This is a genomic window from Bradyrhizobium sp. 139, from assembly GCF_023074175.1.
In the GTDB taxonomy this organism is placed as follows: domain Bacteria; phylum Pseudomonadota; class Alphaproteobacteria; order Rhizobiales; family Xanthobacteraceae; genus Bradyrhizobium.
The window spans coordinates 80,741-97,611 of the sequence record NZ_JADPKS010000154.1; the positions used below are offsets into that span (position 1 = coordinate 80,741).

The window sequence follows — 16,871 nt, forward strand, 5'->3', positions numbered from 1 at the left end:
ATGCTGAATTTCGTCGTGCGGCGGCTTCTTGCCATCCTGCCGGTATTGCTCGCCGTTTCGCTGCTCACCTTCCTGATCGCTTCGCTGCTGCCGGGCGATCTTGCCTATGTCATCCTCGGCGATCAGGCGACGCCTGAGAATGTCGCGGCGCTGCGCCGTGACATGGGGCTCGACCAGCCGCTGTGGTGGCGTTATCTGAGCTGGCTCGGTCACGTCCTGCAAGGCGATCTCGGCCGCTCGTTCCGCACCGGGCAGACGGTGTTGCAGGCGGTCGCCGAGCGCATTCCGGTTTCGCTCGAGCTGATGCTGATGGCCGAATTCATTGGGCTCCTGATCGGCGTGCCGCTGGCGATCGCCTGCGCCGCGCGCGCCGGCGGCGCGTTCGACCGCTTCATGACCGGCAGTGCCTTCGCCATGCTGTCGATGCCGTCCTTCCTGACCGCGATCCTCTTGATCTACCTGTTCGCGGTCGAGCTGCACTGGTTGCCGGCGACGGGCTATGTACCGTTCACCGAGGCGCCGCTCGCCAATTTGCGCTTCTTCGTGCTGCCGGCACTGACGCTGGCGCTGGCGGAATGGCCGGGCATCATGCGGGTGCTGCGCTCCGACATGATCGCGACCTTGCAGGAGGACTATATCGCGCTCGCCAAAGCCAAGGGTCTTAAACCTTCGCGCATCCTGTTCGTGCATGCGCTCAAGCCGTCGTCGCTGACGCTGGTGACGGTGACAGGCATCAATATCGGCCGCCTGCTCGGCGGCACGCTGATCGTGGAATCGATCTTCGCGCTGCCGGGCATCGGCCGGCTCCTGGTCGGCGCGATCTACACCCGCGATCTCGTCATTCTCCAGGGCGTGGTGCTGCTGGTCGCCGCGGGCTTCGTCATCGTGAACTTCATCGTCGACATGCTCTATGCCGTGCTCGATCCCAGGATCCGCCATGGCCACGCTTGAGCTGTCAATTCGGGACGAGGCGGCGTCGGAGCCTGTTCGCCGCAGGCGCAAGCTAGGCCTCTTGTTCTGGCTCGCGAGCGCCTGGCTCGCGATCATCCTAGCCCTCGCGATCCTCGCGCCGGTGCTGCCGCTCCAGAACCCGACCGACATGGACATGCTGGAGCGCCGCGCCGCCTTCTCCAGCGAGCATTGGCTCGGCACCGACGGGCTCGGCCGCGACGAATTCGCCCGCCTGGTCTTTGGCGCGCGCGTCTCGCTGACGGTGGGGCTGATCGCGCCGATGATCGGCCTTGCGCTCGGCGGCGCGCTTGGCCTGCTCGCCGGCTATTTCCGCGGCCGGTTCGAGACGCTGGTGGTCGGCAGCATGGACGTGCTGCTGGCCTTTCCGCCGCTGATCTTCGCCCTCGCGGTGACCGCCTATCTCGGCCAGTCCATTCCCAATCTCACCTTGATCCTCGGTGTACTCGGCATTCCCGCCTTCATGCGCGTGGCGCGCGCGGCGACACTGACGCTGGCGCGGCGTGAATTCGTGATCGCGGCCGAGGCGCTTGGCGCTTCCCATGCACGCATCCTGCTGCGCGAGCTGCTGCCGAACGTCATCCTGCCGCTGCTGGCCTTCTTCCTGCTCGGCGTCGCCGTCACCATCGTGGTCGAGGGGGCGCTGTCCTTCCTCGGGCTCGGTGTGCCGCCGCCGATGGCGAGCTGGGGCAGCATGATCGGCGAAGGGCGCGACAGTCTCGACGTCGCGCCGCGGCTCGCCTTCCTGCCGGCGGCGGGGCTGTTCCTGACCGTGCTGGCCTTCAACCTCGTCGGCGACACCTTGCGGGCGCTGACCGACCCGCGTCAGGGGGCGCTGTGAGCCCGCCGCTTCTGACCATCGAGAACGTCGCGGTCGAGCTGCCGACCCCGCGCGGAAACTTGCGCGCCGTCGATCATGTCGATCTGTCGCTGGAGGCGGGCCGCACGCTCGGCATCGTCGGCGAATCCGGCTGCGGCAAGACCATGCTGTCGCGCGCGGTGCTTCAGCTGCTGCCGAGGCAGGCGAAGCTGACCGGACGCGTGATGTTCGACGGCCATGATCTGGTCCGGCTCAAGCCGGAAAGCCTGCGGCGTCTGCGCGGACGCGACCTTGCGGTCGTGTTCCAGGATCCCATGACCTCGCTCAATCCGGTGCTCACCATCGGCACCCAGCTGATGGAGACGATCCAGGAGCATCTGGAGCTCGACGCGCCGTCGGCGCGGAAGCGCAGCATCGAGCTGCTCGCCGCCGTCGGCATTCCGGCGCCGGAGCAGCGGCTCGCGCAATATCCACATCAATGTTCCGGCGGCATGCGCCAGCGTATCGCGATCGCGATCGCGCTGTCCTGCGAACCGAAACTCCTGATCGCCGACGAGCCGACCACGGCGCTCGACGTGACCATCCAGGCGCAGATCCTCGATCTGCTCGCGCGCGAGCAGCGCCGCCGCCATATGGCGATGATCATCATTACCCACGATCTCGGTGTGGTCGCCGGCCGCGCCGACGAGGTCGCGGTGATGTATGCGGGCAGGGTGGTCGAGCGCGCGCCGACGCAGGCGTTGTTCAAGCGCATGCACATGCCCTACACTGAGGCGCTGCTGGCGGCGATCCCGAAGCTGGACACCGCGCCGCATACGCCGCTGCCCGCCATCTCCGGCCGTCCGCCCGATCCGACGCGGCCGCTGAAGGGCTGTTCCTTCGCGCCGCGTTGCCGCTATGCCGCCGAGCGCTGTCGCGAGGCCAAGCCCGAATTGAAAGGCGCGGAGATGCCGGGACATCTCTATGCCTGCTTCCATCCGATCCAGATGGCGGAGGGGATTGGCGCATGATGCAGCTTGCCGTGCACGATGAGCCGCTTCTGGACGTCGACAATCTCGTTGTCGAATATGGTCTCGGCAACAGGACGGTCCACGCGGTCTCCGGTGTCAGCTTCCAGGTCGCGCGCGGCGAGACGCTCGGACTGGTCGGCGAATCCGGCTGCGGCAAGTCGACGCTGGGGCGCGCGGTCCTGCAATTGCGTCGCGCCAAATCCGGCCGCGTGCTGTTCGACGGCGAGGATCTCACCGCGATGGAGGGCGAGGCGCTGCGCAGGATGCGCCGCCGCGTGCAGCTCATTTTCCAGGATCCGATCGCCTCGCTCAATCCGCGCCGGCGCATCGGCGACATCGTGGCCGAGCCGCTCATCATCGCCGGCGTCAAGGATGCCACCGAGCGCAAGCGCCGCGTCCACGAGGTGCTCGGCGCAGTCGGGCTCGACCCTGACATCGTGGCGGGCCGTCTGCCGCACGAATTCTCCGGCGGCCAGTGCCAGCGCATCTGCATCGCGCGGTCGCTGGTGCTCAATCCCGAATTCATCGTCTGCGACGAGCCGGTCTCGGCGCTCGACGTCTCGATCCGCGCGCAGATCCTCAATCTGCTCGAGGAGATGAAAGCACGCTTCGGCCTGACGCTGCTGTTCATCGCCCATGATCTTGCCGTGGTGAAGGCAGTCAGCGACCGCGTCGCGGTGATGTATCTCGGCCGGCTCTGCGAGGTCGGCCCATCAGAGCAATTGTTCGCAAAACCCGCGCATCCCTATACGGACCTGCTGTTGCAGGCGATCCCGGTCCCTGATCCGGATGTCCGTCCCGTCGAGGGTGTGGCAATTGGCGAGCCGCCATCGCCGATTGCGCCGCCGTCCGGCTGCCGCTTCCGCACCCGCTGCCCGCGGGCCGATCAGCGATGCAGCGCGGAGATACCGGAGCTGCGCGAGGTGGCGCCCGGCCAGTTCGCGGCTTGCCACCATCCGCTGGCCTGAACTAAGACCGCTGCCGGGTTTGTCTCGCCCTGCCGGTCATGGCATGGTGGCTCGTGAGAACGAGAAGCATGCCGGGAGGACGCAGATGAAGAGTTTCAAGGTCGCCGATTTCAAGGCGCCGCTGCAGGAGTTCGACGAGGCCACGCCGGAGCCGTCGGGCACGCAGGTGCTGATCAAGGTGAAGGCCGCGGGCGTCTGCCACAGCGACCTCCACATCTGGGAAGGCGGCTACGATCTCGGCCACGGCCGCAAGCCGCTGTCGCTGAAGGATCGCGGCATCAACCTGCCGCTGACCATGGGGCACGAGACCGTCGGCGAGGTCCTCGCCTTTGGCCCCGACGTAAAGCCGACCGACCAGGGCGATCTGAAGCTCGGCGATGTCGGCCTGGTCTATCCCTGGATCGGCTGCGGCAAATGCGCTGTTTGTCTTGCGGGCGACGAGAACATGTGCGCGACGCCGCGCTCGCTTGGCGTCTATTGCGACGGCGGCTATTCCGATCACATGCTGGTGCCGCATCCGCGCTATCTGCTCAATCTCAGGGGGCTCGACCCGGCGGCGACCGCGCCCTACGCCTGCTCGGGCGTCACCACCTACAGCGCGCTGAAGAAGGTCGAGCAGCACTTCGACACCCCGATCGTGATGTTCGGTGCCGGCGGCCTCGGCCTGATGGCGCTGTCGCTGCTCAAGGCGATGGGCGGCAAGGGCGCGATCATGCTCGACATCGACGCCAGGAAGCGCGAGGCCGCAGAGAAGGCCGGGGCGCTCGCGACCGTCGATCCCAAGGCGCCGGATGCGCTGGAGCAGCTGGCCAAGAAAGCCGGCGGGCCGATCCGCGCCGTGATTGACCTCGTCGGCAACGCCGCGACCACGCAACTCGGCTTCGATTGCCTGACCAAGGGCGGCAAGCTCGTCATCGTCGGCCTGTTCGGCGGCGGCGCGACCTGGGCGCTGCCGCTGATCCCGATCAAGGCGGTGACGATCCAGGGAAGCTATGTCGGCAATCTGCGCGAGACGCAGGAGCTGCTCGATCTCGTCCGCACCAAGAACGTGCCGCCGATCCCGGTGACGCGCCAGCCGCTCGCCAAGGCCAATGACGCGCTGGTGCAATTGCAGCAGGGCGCGGTGGTCGGGCGCACGGTGCTGACGCCGTAGCAACCGCTCTCTCTTCGTCATTGCGGGGAGCGAAGCGACCAAGCAATCCAGAGTGCCTCCACAGATGCAGTTCTGGATTGTTTCGCTTCGCTCGCAATGACGACTTGGCTAACTCCTTCCTGAGCCCGTTCAAATGTCCGCAAACAACGCCTTCCACATTGCCGTGCTTGCCGGTGACGGCATCGGTCCCGAAGTCATGGCGCCGGCCATCGAAGTCCTGCGCAAGATCGAGGCGAAGTCCGGCTTACGCTTCCGCTTCACCGAGGCGCCGGCGGGTGCCACCAATTATCTTGCGACCGGCAAGTCGATGCCTGATACCACCATCAAGCTGTGCGAGGAGGCGGACGCCATCCTGCTCGGCGCCTGTGGCCTGCCGTCGGTGCGCTACCCCGACAATACCGAGATCGCGCCGCAGATCGAGCTGCGCTTCATCTTCGATCTCTATGCCGGCGTGCGGCCGGCGCGACTCATTCCGGGCGTGCCGAGCCCGATCGTCGGCGCCGACCAGCGCGGTATCGATCTCGTCGTGATCCGCGAATCGACCGAAGGCCTGTTCGCCTCGATGGGCAAGGGCGTCGTCACCCATGAGGACGCGCGCGAGACCATGGTGATCACGCGCAGGACATCCGAGCGTCTGTTCGAGTTCTCGTTTCGCCTCGCCGAGCGGCGCAAGGCGCGCGGCAAGCCGGGGATGCTGACTTGCGTCGACAAGGCGAACGTGTTCAAGGCCTTTGCTTTCTTCCGCGGCATCTTCGACGAGATCGAGAAGCACCATCCGGTAGTGAAGACGGATCGGCTCTATGTCGATGCCTGCTCGGCGATGCTGGTCAAGCGGCCCTGGGATTTCGACGTGATGGTGATGGAGAACATGTTCGGCGACATTCTCTCCGACATCACCGCGAGCATGATCGGCGGCCTCGGCATGGCGCCGTCCGCCGACATCGGCGACAAGTATGCCGTGTTCCAGCCCTGCCACGGCACCGCGCCCGATATCATGGGGCAGGGTAAGGCCAATCCCACCGGCATGATCCTGTCCGCGGCGATGATGCTGGACTGGCTCGCCGACAAGCACGGCGTCGAGAGCGCGGCGGAAGCCGGCGAGACGATCGAGCGCGCGGTGGATCAGGTCTATGCCGGCGGCATCGAGCCGATGGAGTTCGGCGGCAGCGACGGCACGGCCGACATTACGAAAGCGGTGCTTGCGGCACTCTGAAAATAATCGGATAGCGGCTGCTTCACCCCTCACCGCAGGTGGGGCGAGGGAGCGCAGTGTCTGCGCGACGACAGGCTAGACGCAAAAAGGGAGCTTCGCGGCCCGCTTCGTAAATCACCAGCGGCGCCAGTAGTGGCGATGTCCCCAGCCCCACGGACGTGGGCCGTAGAAGCGTCGCGGGCCGCCATAATAGCCGTAGGCGCCGTAATAGTTCGGACGCCAGAAGCAGCGGCCCCAGGGGTTGCACACCCAGCGTACCTGATCGACATCAGCGGCCGGACCGCTCGCAATTCGATCCGCCTGCGGGATGCCGTTCGGCATCGCCGCGAGCGCCGGTCCCGAGGTGAGCGCCACACCACTGATGGCAGCCAGAGCAAGAACAGCAAATTTTGCCTTCATCGCAACCTCCCTCATTGATGGCGAAAGAACCGCCGGGACATCAATTGGTTGCTCCCGTGTGGGAGGCGCGCAGGAATTTAATCTTCCTGAATACATGTTCACGTTGTCTCCCGTCATTGCGAGGAGCGAAGCGACGAAGCATCCAGGCCGCCTCCGCAGCGGCAGTCTGGATTGCTTCGCTTCGCCGCTTCGCTCGCAATGACGACGGAATCATCGCCCCTGGAACTGCGGCTTGCGCTTCTCCATGAACGCCTGCCGGCCCTCGCGAAAGTCTGCACTGTCCATGCAAACATTGCCGATCGCCTTGATCGCCTCCATGTCGCGCTGGCTCTCGTCCTTCAGCACTTGCGCGATGGTTATCTTGGCCGCCTTGATCGCGAGCGGCGCGTTCTCCGAAATGCCTTGCGCAATCGCCATGGTCTCGCCCCAGAGCTGATCGTCCGGAATCACACGCTCCACCAGTCCGATGCGCAGCGCCTCGGCAGAATCGATGCGCATGCCCGTGTACATCAGAAGCCGCGCCCAGGACGGTCCGACCAGCGACACCAGATGCCGCAAGCCGTCATAGCCATAGGCGATTCCGAGCTTGGCGGCGGGAATGCCGAACTGGCTGCCATGCGCGGCGATGCGGATATCGGTGAGCATCGCGACCTGCATGCCGCCGCCAAGGCAAAAGCCCTGGATGCAGGCGATCGTCGGCTTGGGATAATCGGCGAGCAGCGCGCGCTGGGCGGCGCTGCGTTTTGCATATTCCTCCGATGCCGCCGCGTTGTGGCGGGTCTTCTCGAACTGGCTGATGTCGGCGCCGGAGACGAACGCCTTGCCGCCGGCGCCGCTCAGGATCACGACGCGCACCGTCTGGTCATCGCGCAAGCTCGTCAGCGCCTCGCCGAATCCCTCCCACATCTCCAGCGACATCGCATTGCGCTTGTCGGGATTGTTGAAGGTGATCACGCCGACGCCACTGGTTGTGTGCTTGAGGATCTTGCCGTCGGCGTAAGCTGCCTCGGTCGTGCTGGAAATGTCGGGCATCGCGCGCTCGCTTGTCGTAGGCCGGGCGCAATGTGCGGCCGGGCCGAGGTCGGGGTCAACCGCGCCGAGGGATGCGGCTTTGCATCCGCCTGTACCGCGATTGCATGGCGCTAGCGCGTCATGTGCGCGGTCAGGGATGGCTACCGGCATTGCTGAAGAACGCCGCCTCGGTCTTGCCGACGATCACGCGATAGCGCCGCACCACCACATTGTTCTCGACCGCTTCGGCGAGGGCGGCGGGGATGTTGACCACGACATGGCGCTGGCCGAAGCCGAAATTCATGTTCTCGATCCGCTGGAGCGAAGCCTCCGTTTGCCGTATGCGCTTCTGCACCGGAAGGTTCATCGCTGCGATCGTGCGCGGCGTCATGGCCGCCCCGAAAAGAGAGCCGCGCGCAAGCGCGCGGGCTAGGCCTCGTTCAATCCGGCCGCGCCCCCATGACGCGGTGGATTGAACATCGGCCGGTGGGCCAGAGCGCCGATTGATCTCAGGCTTCGTTCGCCGCGATCGATTCCATCAGCGAGACGAGCTGACGCTGCACCGTCTGGTCCTTGATCTTGCTGTAGGCGCGCAGCAGGCGGAGGCTGAAGGCTGAGTCCAGGAAGAGCAGGCTCTCGACTTCGCGCGCCTTGTTGTCGCCGTCATAGAAGAAGGTTACGGGCACGTCGAGCGAAGTGGCGATCTGCTGAAGCCGAGCCGCGCCGACGCGATTGACGCCCTTCTCGTATTTCTGGACCTGCTGGAAGCTGACGCCGAGCTTCTCGCCGAGCTCGGCCTGCGAGATCTTCATCTCGACGCGCCGCAGACGGATGCGTTTGCCCAGCTCAATGTCCGGCTTGCCGGCACTGCGCTGCTTCATTCTCTTCGCCGCTGTTTTCATTCGTTTTCTCATCGTTCTTCGGTTGAAAATCCCCCGAAGAGCTGGGTCAGGGGTTCGCCCATATACGAGTCCTTGAATTCATGCGGATGCACGAACTCTTCCTTAAACCACGGGAATCGCGCCGGATTGAAGGCTTCGATCAGCCAGTCAATCATGTGCCGCACTCGCGGAATCCGGCCGCTACCAGGATGGTAGGACAACCAGATATCCAGCGGTCGGTTCAACTCGACCTCCAGTGGAATCAACTTCCCGCCAAGCGCAATGGCGTAGCTCGGGAATACGCCGATTCCGGCGCCATTCGCGACCGCCCAGTAGTTGGCGCTTGAGACGTTGGTCTTCATGACCAGCAGGTCACGTTCCGGAACGCCGGGGAAGAAGCTCTCGAACGTTTCCTTGGCGGCGAGCTGGTCGGCGAACTGCAGCACCAGGCGGTGCTTGATCAACTCCATCGCCGAGCGCGGCGCGCCATGTCTTGAAATGTATTTTTCGGAGGCCCAGAACATCAGATGCATGCGGCCGAGCCGCACCAGCTTGACGTCGAGCGCCGAGGGACGCGACAGATGGATGGCGACGTCGGCCTCGTGACGGGAGACGTCGGCCGAGCGCATCGCGCAGTGCAGGTCGACCAGGATCTTCGGATAGGCCTGCTGGAATTCGACCAGCCGCGGGGCGAGCCAGAACGTCCCGAGGCCCTCGGTCACGGCCACACGAACTTCGCCGGACAGAGCGTTGGCCGTCGAATCGCTGGTGCGCAGCACGTCGAAGGCAGCCGCCTCCATGCGCTCGACGGCGGAGACCACCAGTGCACCTTCATCGGTCAGATGAGTGCCGTGGACGTCGCGGGTGAACAGCGTGGTGCCGGTCTGGCGCTCGAAATCATCAATCCGGCGGCGGACGGCATTGATCGACAGCGACAGGCGTTCAGACGCCGAGCGAAAACTGCCGCATCGAACGACTTCCAAGAATATGCGGGCCGCATCCCAATCGGAGAGGCCGCTGATATTGATCTTTGGGCGTTCCTCCAGCGGAACGCCCCTTTCCGCCAAGGAGTGCATACAAGTCCCTTCGGGTCGCTAAACTGGCAGAATCTTAAGCAAACCACAACCACTGCGGGTTGGGGAACGGCGAGTTTTGAACGCCATCCTTACTGCCGCGTGGGCGGTATCCAAGTGCTGACAAGGGCCGGGAATCGGGCAGACCATCGTCCGAAAGAGGGGTGTGACGTGAGTTCCGTTGCGAGCCGTGAAATGGCTGCGGGATTATTGGCGCTGTCCATAACGGACGTGCTTGCGCGAGACCTGCCGGCTTGCGGAATGGATCAATCACACGGCGCTACGCGTTTTGTTTCCGGCCGCCACAATAATGGCCTCCCGCCCAGCGGGGCGATGTTCGCTGCAACCACAGTTTCCAGGCAGCAACACATTGAAATCAAATTCGGAGGCGCGGGCGCCTCGTGTTATCCTCGACCCTTCATGGGGGCCGAGGGGATCACCACAAGCACGTCTCGCAGGCCGAATTAACGGAAAGAACGCCGGTGTCGCATTCAGACGAACAGTTGCAGTCGGTGCTGGAGACGCTTGAGGAGTGCCGCAGGGTTCTCAACCAGAGCAATAGCCGCGAGTCGGCCGAGCTGCTGTCCATCGTCATCCTCGATGTGCGGATGAAGCTCAAAGGAATTGACAGTGCCGATCTCAAGGCGCTGTGCGACGAAATGCTGCGGAGCGCTGGAAGCCAACCGCAGCCCCCTTCCAAGCAGACGCAGGACCAGCCCCGGCGTCCGCTGCTCCGCGTGGTGAAGTAGCCGCGCCGCCGAGTCTCGCTTTTTGGCGAGATTTGTGCGCGTCCCGATGCCGCATCTGTGATCACAGACGGCATCGGGAGGAGCCCTGGTTTTGTGCGCCTCTGTTGCGCATTTTCCGGCATCGGCTACACCAGAGCCGGTTCGGCTCCGGTTTGCGTGCATTCCCCGTGCGTGGCCAAGAGCCTGAGATGGCTCCGACTGCATCATGCAAAATGTTTCGATCCCGGCGGCGCTGATTGCCGGCCTCGTCAGCTTCCTCTCCCCTTGCGTCCTGCCTCTGGTCCCGCCCTATCTGATCTATCTCACGGGCGCCACGATCGAGCATGTCGAGAGCGACGAGCCGACCTCGGCCTCCAAGCGCGCTATCATGATGTCGGCGCTCTTGTTCGTGCTCGGCTTCTCCACGGTGTTCGTGGCGCTCGGCGCCAGTGCTTCGCTGATCGGCGGGCTGATCCGCGCCTGGTCGGCCGAGCTGTCGATCCTCGCCGGCATCGTCATCATCGTCATGGGCCTGCACTTCCTGGGACTGACGCGGATCGGCCTGTTGATGCGCGAGGGACGGCTGCCGATCCCCAAACCCGTCGGCCTGTGGGGCGCCTACGCCATGGGGCTGGCCTTCGCCTTCGGCTGGACGCCCTGCATCGGCCCGATCCTCGCCGCGATTCTCTCGATCGCCGCAGCCGAAGCGACCGTGACGAAGGGCGCCGGCCTGCTCGCAGTCTATTCCGCAGGTCTCGGCATTCCCTTCCTGATCGCGGCGCTGATGATCGAGCAGTTCTCAAAGCTGTTCGCGCGCATGAAGGGCCATCTCGTCAATGTCGAGCGCGCCATGGGCGTCTTGATGGTGATCACCGGCATCGGCTTTCTCACCGGCACCGTCTCGAATGTGAGCATCTGGTTGCTGGAGACCTTTCCGGCGTTGCAGACGATCGGGTAGAGCGCGATACAGTTCTGTCGCCCTGGGCTCGTCTCCACGATTTTCGCAGCGGCGCGCAGTCCAGAGACGTAGACAATCGCCAGGCTGAGCCCAGCAATCCGGGCCTCAGATGCGATTTCATGCGGCGCGGCGAACTCGGGGAGGGGGAGGCCGCCTTTACGGCGACCGCCAATCTCGCCTTGATCAATCGATTTCCTGCACGACCGTGCGCGATCCGGGATCCACGAGCATCACGCGATCGCCGGAGTAGACGTAGCGATACTTGGTGAGCGAGGGACCCCAGTCTGTCGGAACCGCCTCGAGCTCGACATCGCTCGGCACCGTCGCGCCCACGATGATCTTTTCCTTCGTCGTAACCGGGCGAACGCGGTGCTCGGTGACGTAGGATTTGATCTTGGTTCGGTATTGCGGCTCGATCTGAACCGCGGCCGCATGACCGGTTCCGGTCGTGGTCTCCACGGTGGATTGCGCGAACGCGCCGGTCGAGATCATCACCGCCGCGGACAGCAGGAACAGCTTCTTCATCTTGTTCTCCTCAAGAGGCTAAGCGCCGCAACAACATCCTGCCACGCAGGGCGTTCCTGAGCGCATAGGAACAAATTGCCATTTTTTCCCGTTTACGAAGCGGCCGGGTCGGAATGCCCGGCGATTGGAGGAGGAGAAAATGAAGCTGAGAGTAGCGACTGCAGCGCTGATGCTTGCTGCATTGTCCCTGCCGGCGTTCGCGGCCGACGAGTTCTATGTCGTGCAGGACGTCAAGACGAAGAAGTGCACCGTCGTCGACAAGAAGCCGACGGACACGTCCATGACGGTCGTCAGCCCGTCGGGTACGATCTACAAGTCGCGCACCGAGGCTGAGAGCAGCATGAAGACGGTCAAGGTCTGCACATCAAACTGAAAACTGAGGAGGATGACAAATGCCGGTTTTCATTCTGTGGGCCGTACCGGCCGTTCTGGTGATCGGCGGCGGCATCTATCTGATCGGCCATATGCACTAGGCCTGTGATTGAAGGCGAGCGGGTTTCTGCGTGCAGCGCACAGGTCCGCACGTCTCTTACGAGCACGTCTCTTACGAGAATGCGAGACCGTCCATGCGGCCTGCCGCGCGCCAGCAGGAGCGCGAGTTGCAGTGCAACAGGTTGTGCAGGAATAGCCCTGCGACGAAGATTACCTCCAGCGCACGCGAAATGACTTCCGTCCTGCCGACGTTTTTCATACGCTTCCCTCTCGCAAGCCGCATGCCGGCTGCGCTCACGGCCCGGCTACAGGGCCGGAGCATCAAAGGGAGGGGAGACGATGAAGCGACGGTCATTTCTCGCTGGTATCGGGGCGAGCACTGCGGCGGCTGCGGTTGGCATGCCATCGATTCTCAGGGCGCAAGCGCCGATCACGCTGAACGGCGCGGTCCAGTTCAACGACGATCATGCCTTCAACCGGGCGCTGCTCCGGTTCGAGGAACTGGTGAAGAAGTACTACGGCAAGCCGATCAACTTCACGCTGCACCGCAACTCATCGCTCGGCCTCGAAAAGCAGTATTTCGAATACATGTCCCAGGGCAAGGCGGTCGATTACGGCATCGTCTCGCCGGCCCATATGTCGACCTTCGCCAAGGCGGCGCCGTTCATCGATGCGCCCTTTGTGTTCAAGGGCATCGAGCACATGAACAAGGTGGTCGAACAGAATATCCTTGCGCCGGTCGCCGATGAAGTCGCGGCCAAGGCCGAGGTCGTTCTGATTGGTTATGCAGGCGGTGGCATCCGCAACATCTTCGCCAATAAGCCGCTCAAGAACCTTGCTGACCTCAGGGGTCTCAAGGTTCGCGTGCAGGGCGCTCCGATCTGGTCGAAGACGTTTGCGGCCGTCGGCATGAGCCCGACCGTAATCGCCTACAACGAAGTCTACAACGCCATCCAGAACGGCGTGATCTCGGCCGGCGAAAACGAGGCGGCCGGCGTCGAGGCGATGAAGTTCTATGAAGTGGCACCCCATCTCAACCTGACGCAGCATGCGGTATCGATCCGGCCGATCTGCTTCTCGGTGAAGACGCTGAAGACCTTGCCCAAGGACTTGCAGGACGCGATCATGAAGGCCGGCAAGGAGGCCGGCGACTACGGCCGTCAACTGGAGTCGAGCGAGGAAGTCGTCAAGCTCGACACGCTGGAGAAGGCCGGCAAGCTCAAGCGCGTTCCGTTCGAGGAGCGCGACGCCATGAAGAAACTCGCCGATCCCGTGATGGCCACCTACGCCAAGGAAATCGGCGCCGAGGGCATCTTCGAGAAGATCAACGTCGCCTGAGAATTGTCGCATCGCGCGACAGGAAGTCGGGGCAAGCCAGACGGCTTGCCCCATTCCGTGATCGTGATCCCCCGGAGCCATGATGACTGAAATATCGATGCCGCCGAACCCGTCGCTATGGCGCCGAGCGACGGCGGCCTATGCAAAATTGCTGGAAATTTTGCTCGCCGCCTGCGTCGGCATTCTGGTCATTCCGGTCACGTTGCAGATCATCTCGCGCTACACGCCGTTCATTCCGTCCTACATCTGGACCGAGGAGATGGCGCGCTTCCTCTTCATCTGGACGATCATGATCGGCGCCATGGTCGGCATCAGAGAGTCGCAGCATTTCGAGGTCGACGTCTGGCCCGACCTGTCGCGCCGTAGCGAAGCCGCGGTGCGGATTCTCGCGCGGCTGGGCATATTGGCGATGGCGCTGGTGTTCGTGTGGGCCGGGCTCGAATTCACGCGATTCGCCTGGAACCGAACGTCTGAACTGGCGGATCTGCCGCTCTGGATGATCCATGTCGCCTGGCCAGTGGCCGGCGTGACGTGGATCGTATTTGCGGGTGAGCAGATTGTCGACGAGATGCGGATCCTGGTTGGGGCAAATCGATGAGCGGCAATATTCTTTCTGCCGGACAGGCCGCGATGGTCCTGTTCGGGACTTTCGTTGGCCTGCTCATCATACGCGTGCCGGTCGCCTTCGCACTCGGCCTCGCCTGTGTGCCGATCCTTTTGACCGAGCCGCGCCTGTCGATCATGACGCTCGCGCAGGAGACCTTCAACGCCTACAATTCATTCATCCTGCTGGCGGTGCCATTCTTCCTGCTGACCGCCAACCTGATGAGCATCGGCGGCATCACCGACCGGCTGGTCGCGCTGTCGCGCTCGATGGTCGGACACTGGCCAGGATCGCTGGCGCAGATCAATGTCGTGCTGTCGGTGTTCTTTGCAGGCATCTCAGGCTCCTCCACCGCGGACGCGGCGAGCCAGTCCAAGATCTTCATCGATGCTCAGACCAAGGAGGGCTACGACCTCTCGTTCTCCATCGCCATCACCGCGGTCTCGGCCGTGCTCGCGGTCATCATCCCGCCCTCGATCCTGATGATCGTGTGGGGTGGACTGATCTCGACCTCGATCGCCGCGATGTATCTTGCCGGCATCGTACCCGGCCTGCTGATCGCGGGAGCACAGATGGCGACCGTGCATGTCTATGCCGTGCGCCGCGGCTATCCCACCTATCCGAAAGACAGCTGGCGCGACATGTGGTGGGCTATCTTGCGGTCGATACCGGCGCTGATGACGCCGTTCATCATTGTCGGCGGGATTCTGCTGGGGTGGTTCACCGCGACCGAATCCGCCTGCGTCGCGGTGCTTTATTCCATGGCGCTGTCGACGTTCTTTTACCGTGAAACCGGCGCGCGCCAGCTCTACAAGGCGTTGCTCGACACCGGACGTCTCGCCGGCGTCGCGCTGTTCTGCATCGGTACCGCGAGCGCCTTCGGCTGGCTTTTGGCTTATTACAGGATTCCGCAGGAACTGCTGGCCAACGTCTCGACCTGGGGCATGGGCCCGATTGCAGCGGGCTTCTTCATCTCCTTCTGCTTTCTGGTGGTGGGCTGTTTCCTCGACGCCATCCCGGCCATCATCATCGTCGGTACCGTGCTGGAGCCGCTAGCCAAGTCCGTAGACCTCCATCCTGTCCAGTTCGCGATCATTTCCATCATATCGCTCGCCTTCGGACTGGTGACGCCGCCCTACGGCTTATGTCTGATGATCGCCTGTTCGATTGCCGGCGTGCGGCTGCGTTATGCCCTGAAGGACACGGTGATCATGCTGATTCCGATGTTGCTCGTGCTGGCGGCGGTCATCGTTTGGCCAAGCGTGTCGCTGTTCTTGCCGCGTCTGATCGTGCCGGAGATGCTCAAATGAGCGCCTGATATCGCGATCCCGCGGCCCACAGCCGCGGGATCGGTTCAATTGGTCAGAGATTGCTCTCAGTGATCGCGGCATAGACCATGCTGCGCAATTCGCGCCGGAGCGGATAGGCGCTCGACGGCAGCACCTGGGTCATGAAGATGGTGATCAGCTCCTCGGCCGGGTCGATCCAGAACGAGGTGGTGGCCGCGCCCCCCCAATTAAATTCGCCGGGGCTGCCGGCGATCATCGTCTCGGCCGGGCGCATGGTCACGGCGAAGCCGAGGCCGAAGCCGATGCCGTTATAGGCGGCTTCGGAGAACAGCGAGCGCGAGACGTCCGGCAGCGTGCGGCCGCCCGGAATGTGATTGCTCGTCATCAGGGCCAGCGTCTTCGGCCCGAGCAGCCTGACGCCGCCGAGTTCGCCGCCATTGAGCAGCGCGCGGCAGAAGGTGAGATAGTCGGCAACCGTCGAGCACAGCCCGCCACCGCCTGAGATGAAGGAGGGCGGGATGAGGAACGAACTCTTGGTCGGGTCGTCCTGCAGCGTCAGGCCCTCGCGGCGCTGGCCGGCATGGAAGGTCATGCCGCCACCGGGATCGGCTGAATAGCAGGCCGCGAAACGGTGCGCCTTGGCGGCCGGCACGTGGAAGTCGGTGTCGGTCATGCCGAGCGGATCGAGGATACGTGTTTTGAGGAAACGCTCGAACGGCATCCCCGAGATCTTGCCGATGAGGTAGCCAAGCACGTCGGTCGCCACCGAGTAGTTCCAGGCTTCGCCCGGCGAGAATTCCAGCGGAATTTTTGCCAGCGCCTCGATCATGCTCTGGAGCGTGCCGGACTTCTCGACCTCGCCGATCTTTTCAGTGCGATAGGCGGCATCGACGTTGGAGCGCTGCTGGAAGCCGTAGGTGAGGCCGGCGGTGTGGCGCAGCAGGTCGACGATCAGCATCGGCCGGGACGGCGGCCGGGTCAGGAAGGAAGGCGCGGTGCCGGCGACGAACACGCCGAGATCCTTCCATTGCGGAATGTATTTGGCGACGGGCTCGTCGATCGCGACGAGGCCTTCCTCGACCAGCATCATGAAGGCGACGCTGGTAAGCGGCTTGGTCATGGAATAGATGCGGTAGATGGTGTCGTCCTTGACCGGCGCCTTGCGCTCGATATCGGCAAAGCCCTGCACCGAGCTGTGGGCGATCTTGCCGCGGCGAAAGACCAGGAGCTGCGTGCCCGGGAAGCGGCCGGCATCGATGTACCGACTTTTCAGGTGCGCATCGACGCGGTCGAGCGCAGCCTTAGACATGCCGACGGATTCGGGCGAGGCGGGGGTGGGAGCGAGCATCAGTTCCTCCGGGCGGTTTTGTAGGGAATTGATAGCCGAAATGGCAGCCCCATTCCAAGCGGGTTGCGCTTAACGCGGCCCCGCCGGCTGGTGTAGGCTCCACCCTGGAACGTGTCCAAGGAGCCCTTCCGGGGCCAACGGAAAAAACGTAA

General features: G+C 63.8%; 20 protein-coding genes. 12 read left to right on the top strand and 8 right to left on the bottom strand.

Features of this window, described 5'->3' with window-relative positions; all coding sequences use genetic code 11:
* The 6 genes from IVA80_RS33290 (at position 1) to IVA80_RS33315 (ending at position 6,133) form a co-directional block, all read left to right on the top strand.
* Entirely contained in the window at positions 1 to 951 is a 951-nt protein-coding gene (locus IVA80_RS33290; protein WP_247439263.1) for an ABC transporter permease, read from the top strand.
* Positions 938 to 1,810 carry an ABC transporter permease gene (locus IVA80_RS33295; RefSeq protein ID WP_247439265.1) on the top strand — a complete coding sequence of 291 codons (873 nt, stop codon included), beginning with the start codon at positions 938 to 940 and terminating at the stop codon, positions 1,808 to 1,810. Before IVA80_RS33290 ends, IVA80_RS33295 begins: the two co-directional genes overlap by 14 nt.
* Positions 1,807 to 2,799 carry an ABC transporter ATP-binding protein gene (locus IVA80_RS33300; protein ID WP_247439267.1) on the top strand — a complete coding sequence of 331 codons (993 nt, stop codon included), beginning with the start codon at positions 1,807 to 1,809 and terminating at the stop codon, positions 2,797 to 2,799. Before IVA80_RS33295 ends, IVA80_RS33300 begins: the two co-directional genes overlap by 4 nt.
* Positions 2,796 to 3,767, top strand: a complete 972-nt coding sequence (locus IVA80_RS33305; RefSeq protein WP_247439269.1) for an oligopeptide/dipeptide ABC transporter ATP-binding protein — start codon at positions 2,796 to 2,798, stop codon at positions 3,765 to 3,767. The genes IVA80_RS33300 and IVA80_RS33305 overlap by 4 nt, the downstream gene beginning before the upstream one ends.
* Positions 3,768 to 3,852: 85 nt before the next feature.
* The gene (locus IVA80_RS33310; RefSeq protein ID WP_247439271.1) at positions 3,853 to 4,920 is read left to right on the top strand and encodes an alcohol dehydrogenase; all 1,068 of its coding nucleotides are present in this window, start codon (positions 3,853 to 3,855) and stop codon (positions 4,918 to 4,920) included.
* 133 nt (positions 4,921 to 5,053) lie between these two features.
* Positions 5,054 to 6,133, top strand: coding sequence for an isocitrate/isopropylmalate dehydrogenase family protein (locus IVA80_RS33315; protein ID WP_247439273.1), 1,080 nt, complete (start codon positions 5,054 to 5,056; stop codon positions 6,131 to 6,133).
* A gap of 114 nt (positions 6,134 to 6,247) precedes the next feature.
* On the opposite strand, the gene IVA80_RS33320 is transcribed toward IVA80_RS33315, so the two are convergent.
* The 5 genes from IVA80_RS33320 to IVA80_RS33340 all read right to left on the bottom strand — a co-directional run bounded on the left by IVA80_RS33320 (position 6,248) and on the right by IVA80_RS33340 (position 9,500).
* Entirely contained in the window at positions 6,248 to 6,532 is a 285-nt protein-coding gene (locus IVA80_RS33320) for a hypothetical protein (protein WP_247439275.1), read from the bottom strand.
* Positions 6,533 to 6,742: 210 nt separating this feature from the next.
* Positions 6,743 to 7,564, bottom strand: a complete 822-nt coding sequence (locus IVA80_RS33325) for an enoyl-CoA hydratase (protein WP_247439277.1) — start codon at positions 7,562 to 7,564, stop codon at positions 6,743 to 6,745.
* A 130-nt stretch (positions 7,565 to 7,694) separates the two neighbouring features.
* Positions 7,695 to 7,934 (bottom strand): hypothetical protein, encoded by a 240-nt coding sequence (locus tag IVA80_RS33330; protein ID WP_247439278.1) that lies wholly within the window; start codon positions 7,932 to 7,934, stop codon positions 7,695 to 7,697.
* 118 nt (positions 7,935 to 8,052) lie between these two features.
* Positions 8,053 to 8,424, bottom strand: coding sequence for a helix-turn-helix transcriptional regulator (locus IVA80_RS33335; protein WP_211382658.1), 372 nt, complete (start codon positions 8,422 to 8,424; stop codon positions 8,053 to 8,055).
* A gap of 29 nt (positions 8,425 to 8,453) precedes the next feature.
* Positions 8,454 to 9,500, bottom strand: coding sequence for a LysR family transcriptional regulator (locus IVA80_RS33340; RefSeq protein WP_247439279.1), 1,047 nt, complete (start codon positions 9,498 to 9,500; stop codon positions 8,454 to 8,456).
* Positions 9,501 to 9,979: 479 nt separating this feature from the next.
* Between IVA80_RS33340 and IVA80_RS33345 the strand changes: the two genes are divergently transcribed.
* Both IVA80_RS33345 and IVA80_RS33350 read left to right on the top strand, forming a co-directional pair.
* Complete coding sequence (locus IVA80_RS33345) at positions 9,980 to 10,246, top strand: hypothetical protein (protein ID WP_247439280.1); 267 nt, start codon at positions 9,980 to 9,982, stop codon at positions 10,244 to 10,246.
* A gap of 205 nt (positions 10,247 to 10,451) precedes the next feature.
* Entirely contained in the window at positions 10,452 to 11,183 is a 732-nt protein-coding gene (locus IVA80_RS33350; RefSeq protein WP_247439281.1) for a cytochrome c biogenesis protein CcdA, read from the top strand.
* A gap of 183 nt (positions 11,184 to 11,366) precedes the next feature.
* Here the strand turns inward: IVA80_RS33350 and IVA80_RS33355 are convergent, their stop codons facing one another.
* On the bottom strand, positions 11,367 to 11,708 hold the full coding sequence (locus IVA80_RS33355; protein ID WP_247439282.1) for a DUF1236 domain-containing protein: 342 nt from the start codon (positions 11,706 to 11,708) through the stop codon (positions 11,367 to 11,369).
* 139 nt (positions 11,709 to 11,847) lie between these two features.
* Here IVA80_RS33355 and IVA80_RS33360 point away from each other — a divergent pair, with 139 nt between their 5' ends.
* Positions 11,848 to 12,081 (top strand): hypothetical protein, encoded by a 234-nt coding sequence (locus tag IVA80_RS33360; protein WP_247439283.1) that lies wholly within the window; start codon positions 11,848 to 11,850, stop codon positions 12,079 to 12,081.
* 171 nt (positions 12,082 to 12,252) lie between these two features.
* Here IVA80_RS33360 and IVA80_RS33365 read toward each other — a convergent pair whose 3' ends face one another.
* The gene (locus IVA80_RS33365; protein ID WP_247439284.1) at positions 12,253 to 12,399 is read right to left on the bottom strand and encodes a hypothetical protein; all 147 of its coding nucleotides are present in this window, start codon (positions 12,397 to 12,399) and stop codon (positions 12,253 to 12,255) included.
* An 80-nt stretch (positions 12,400 to 12,479) separates the two neighbouring features.
* Between IVA80_RS33365 and IVA80_RS33370 the strand changes: the two genes are divergently transcribed.
* The 3 genes from IVA80_RS33370 to IVA80_RS33380 all read left to right on the top strand — a co-directional run bounded on the left by IVA80_RS33370 (position 12,480) and on the right by IVA80_RS33380 (position 15,392).
* Positions 12,480 to 13,478, top strand: coding sequence for a TRAP transporter substrate-binding protein (locus IVA80_RS33370; protein WP_247439285.1), 999 nt, complete (start codon positions 12,480 to 12,482; stop codon positions 13,476 to 13,478).
* An 82-nt stretch (positions 13,479 to 13,560) separates the two neighbouring features.
* Complete coding sequence (locus IVA80_RS33375; protein WP_247439286.1) at positions 13,561 to 14,076, top strand: TRAP transporter small permease; 516 nt, start codon at positions 13,561 to 13,563, stop codon at positions 14,074 to 14,076.
* Positions 14,073 to 15,392, top strand: a complete 1,320-nt coding sequence (locus IVA80_RS33380; protein ID WP_247439288.1) for a TRAP transporter large permease — start codon at positions 14,073 to 14,075, stop codon at positions 15,390 to 15,392. The genes IVA80_RS33375 and IVA80_RS33380 overlap by 4 nt, the downstream gene beginning before the upstream one ends.
* Positions 15,393 to 15,444: 52 nt before the next feature.
* On the opposite strand, the gene IVA80_RS33385 is transcribed toward IVA80_RS33380, so the two are convergent.
* Positions 15,445 to 16,719 (bottom strand): serine hydrolase domain-containing protein, encoded by a 1,275-nt coding sequence (locus IVA80_RS33385; protein WP_247439289.1) that lies wholly within the window; start codon positions 16,717 to 16,719, stop codon positions 15,445 to 15,447.
* Positions 16,720 to 16,871 lie beyond the last annotated feature (152 nt).

What these genes read in the sequence shown, in the direction of transcription:
- IVA80_RS33365 (WP_247439284.1), bottom strand. Translation starts at nt 12,399, where the DNA reads ATGAAAAACGTCGGCAGGACGGAAGTCATTTCGCGTGCGCTGGAGGTA.
- IVA80_RS33305 (WP_247439269.1), top strand. Translation starts at nt 2,796, where the DNA reads ATGATGCAGCTTGCCGTGCACGATGAGCCGCTTCTGGACGTCGACAAT.
- IVA80_RS33360 (WP_247439283.1), top strand. Translation starts at nt 11,848, where the DNA reads ATGAAGCTGAGAGTAGCGACTGCAGCGCTGATGCTTGCTGCATTGTCC.
- IVA80_RS33350 (WP_247439281.1), top strand. Translation starts at nt 10,452, where the DNA reads ATGCAAAATGTTTCGATCCCGGCGGCGCTGATTGCCGGCCTCGTCAGC.
- IVA80_RS33340 (WP_247439279.1), bottom strand. Translation starts at nt 9,500, where the DNA reads ATGCACTCCTTGGCGGAAAGGGGCGTTCCGCTGGAGGAACGCCCAAAG.
- IVA80_RS33315 (WP_247439273.1), top strand. Translation starts at nt 5,054, where the DNA reads ATGTCCGCAAACAACGCCTTCCACATTGCCGTGCTTGCCGGTGACGGC.
- IVA80_RS33290 (WP_247439263.1), top strand. Translation starts at nt 1, where the DNA reads ATGCTGAATTTCGTCGTGCGGCGGCTTCTTGCCATCCTGCCGGTATTG.
- IVA80_RS33375 (WP_247439286.1), top strand. Translation starts at nt 13,561, where the DNA reads ATGACTGAAATATCGATGCCGCCGAACCCGTCGCTATGGCGCCGAGCG.
- IVA80_RS33370 (WP_247439285.1), top strand. Translation starts at nt 12,480, where the DNA reads ATGAAGCGACGGTCATTTCTCGCTGGTATCGGGGCGAGCACTGCGGCG.
- IVA80_RS33295 (WP_247439265.1), top strand. Translation starts at nt 938, where the DNA reads ATGGCCACGCTTGAGCTGTCAATTCGGGACGAGGCGGCGTCGGAGCCT.
- IVA80_RS33320 (WP_247439275.1), bottom strand. Translation starts at nt 6,532, where the DNA reads ATGAAGGCAAAATTTGCTGTTCTTGCTCTGGCTGCCATCAGTGGTGTG.
- IVA80_RS33330 (WP_247439278.1), bottom strand. Translation starts at nt 7,934, where the DNA reads ATGACGCCGCGCACGATCGCAGCGATGAACCTTCCGGTGCAGAAGCGC.
- IVA80_RS33310 (WP_247439271.1), top strand. Translation starts at nt 3,853, where the DNA reads ATGAAGAGTTTCAAGGTCGCCGATTTCAAGGCGCCGCTGCAGGAGTTC.
- IVA80_RS33335 (WP_211382658.1), bottom strand. Translation starts at nt 8,424, where the DNA reads ATGAAGCAGCGCAGTGCCGGCAAGCCGGACATTGAGCTGGGCAAACGC.
- IVA80_RS33325 (WP_247439277.1), bottom strand. Translation starts at nt 7,564, where the DNA reads ATGCCCGACATTTCCAGCACGACCGAGGCAGCTTACGCCGACGGCAAG.
- IVA80_RS33385 (WP_247439289.1), bottom strand. Translation starts at nt 16,719, where the DNA reads ATGCTCGCTCCCACCCCCGCCTCGCCCGAATCCGTCGGCATGTCTAAG.
- IVA80_RS33380 (WP_247439288.1), top strand. Translation starts at nt 14,073, where the DNA reads ATGAGCGGCAATATTCTTTCTGCCGGACAGGCCGCGATGGTCCTGTTC.
- IVA80_RS33355 (WP_247439282.1), bottom strand. Translation starts at nt 11,708, where the DNA reads ATGAAGAAGCTGTTCCTGCTGTCCGCGGCGGTGATGATCTCGACCGGC.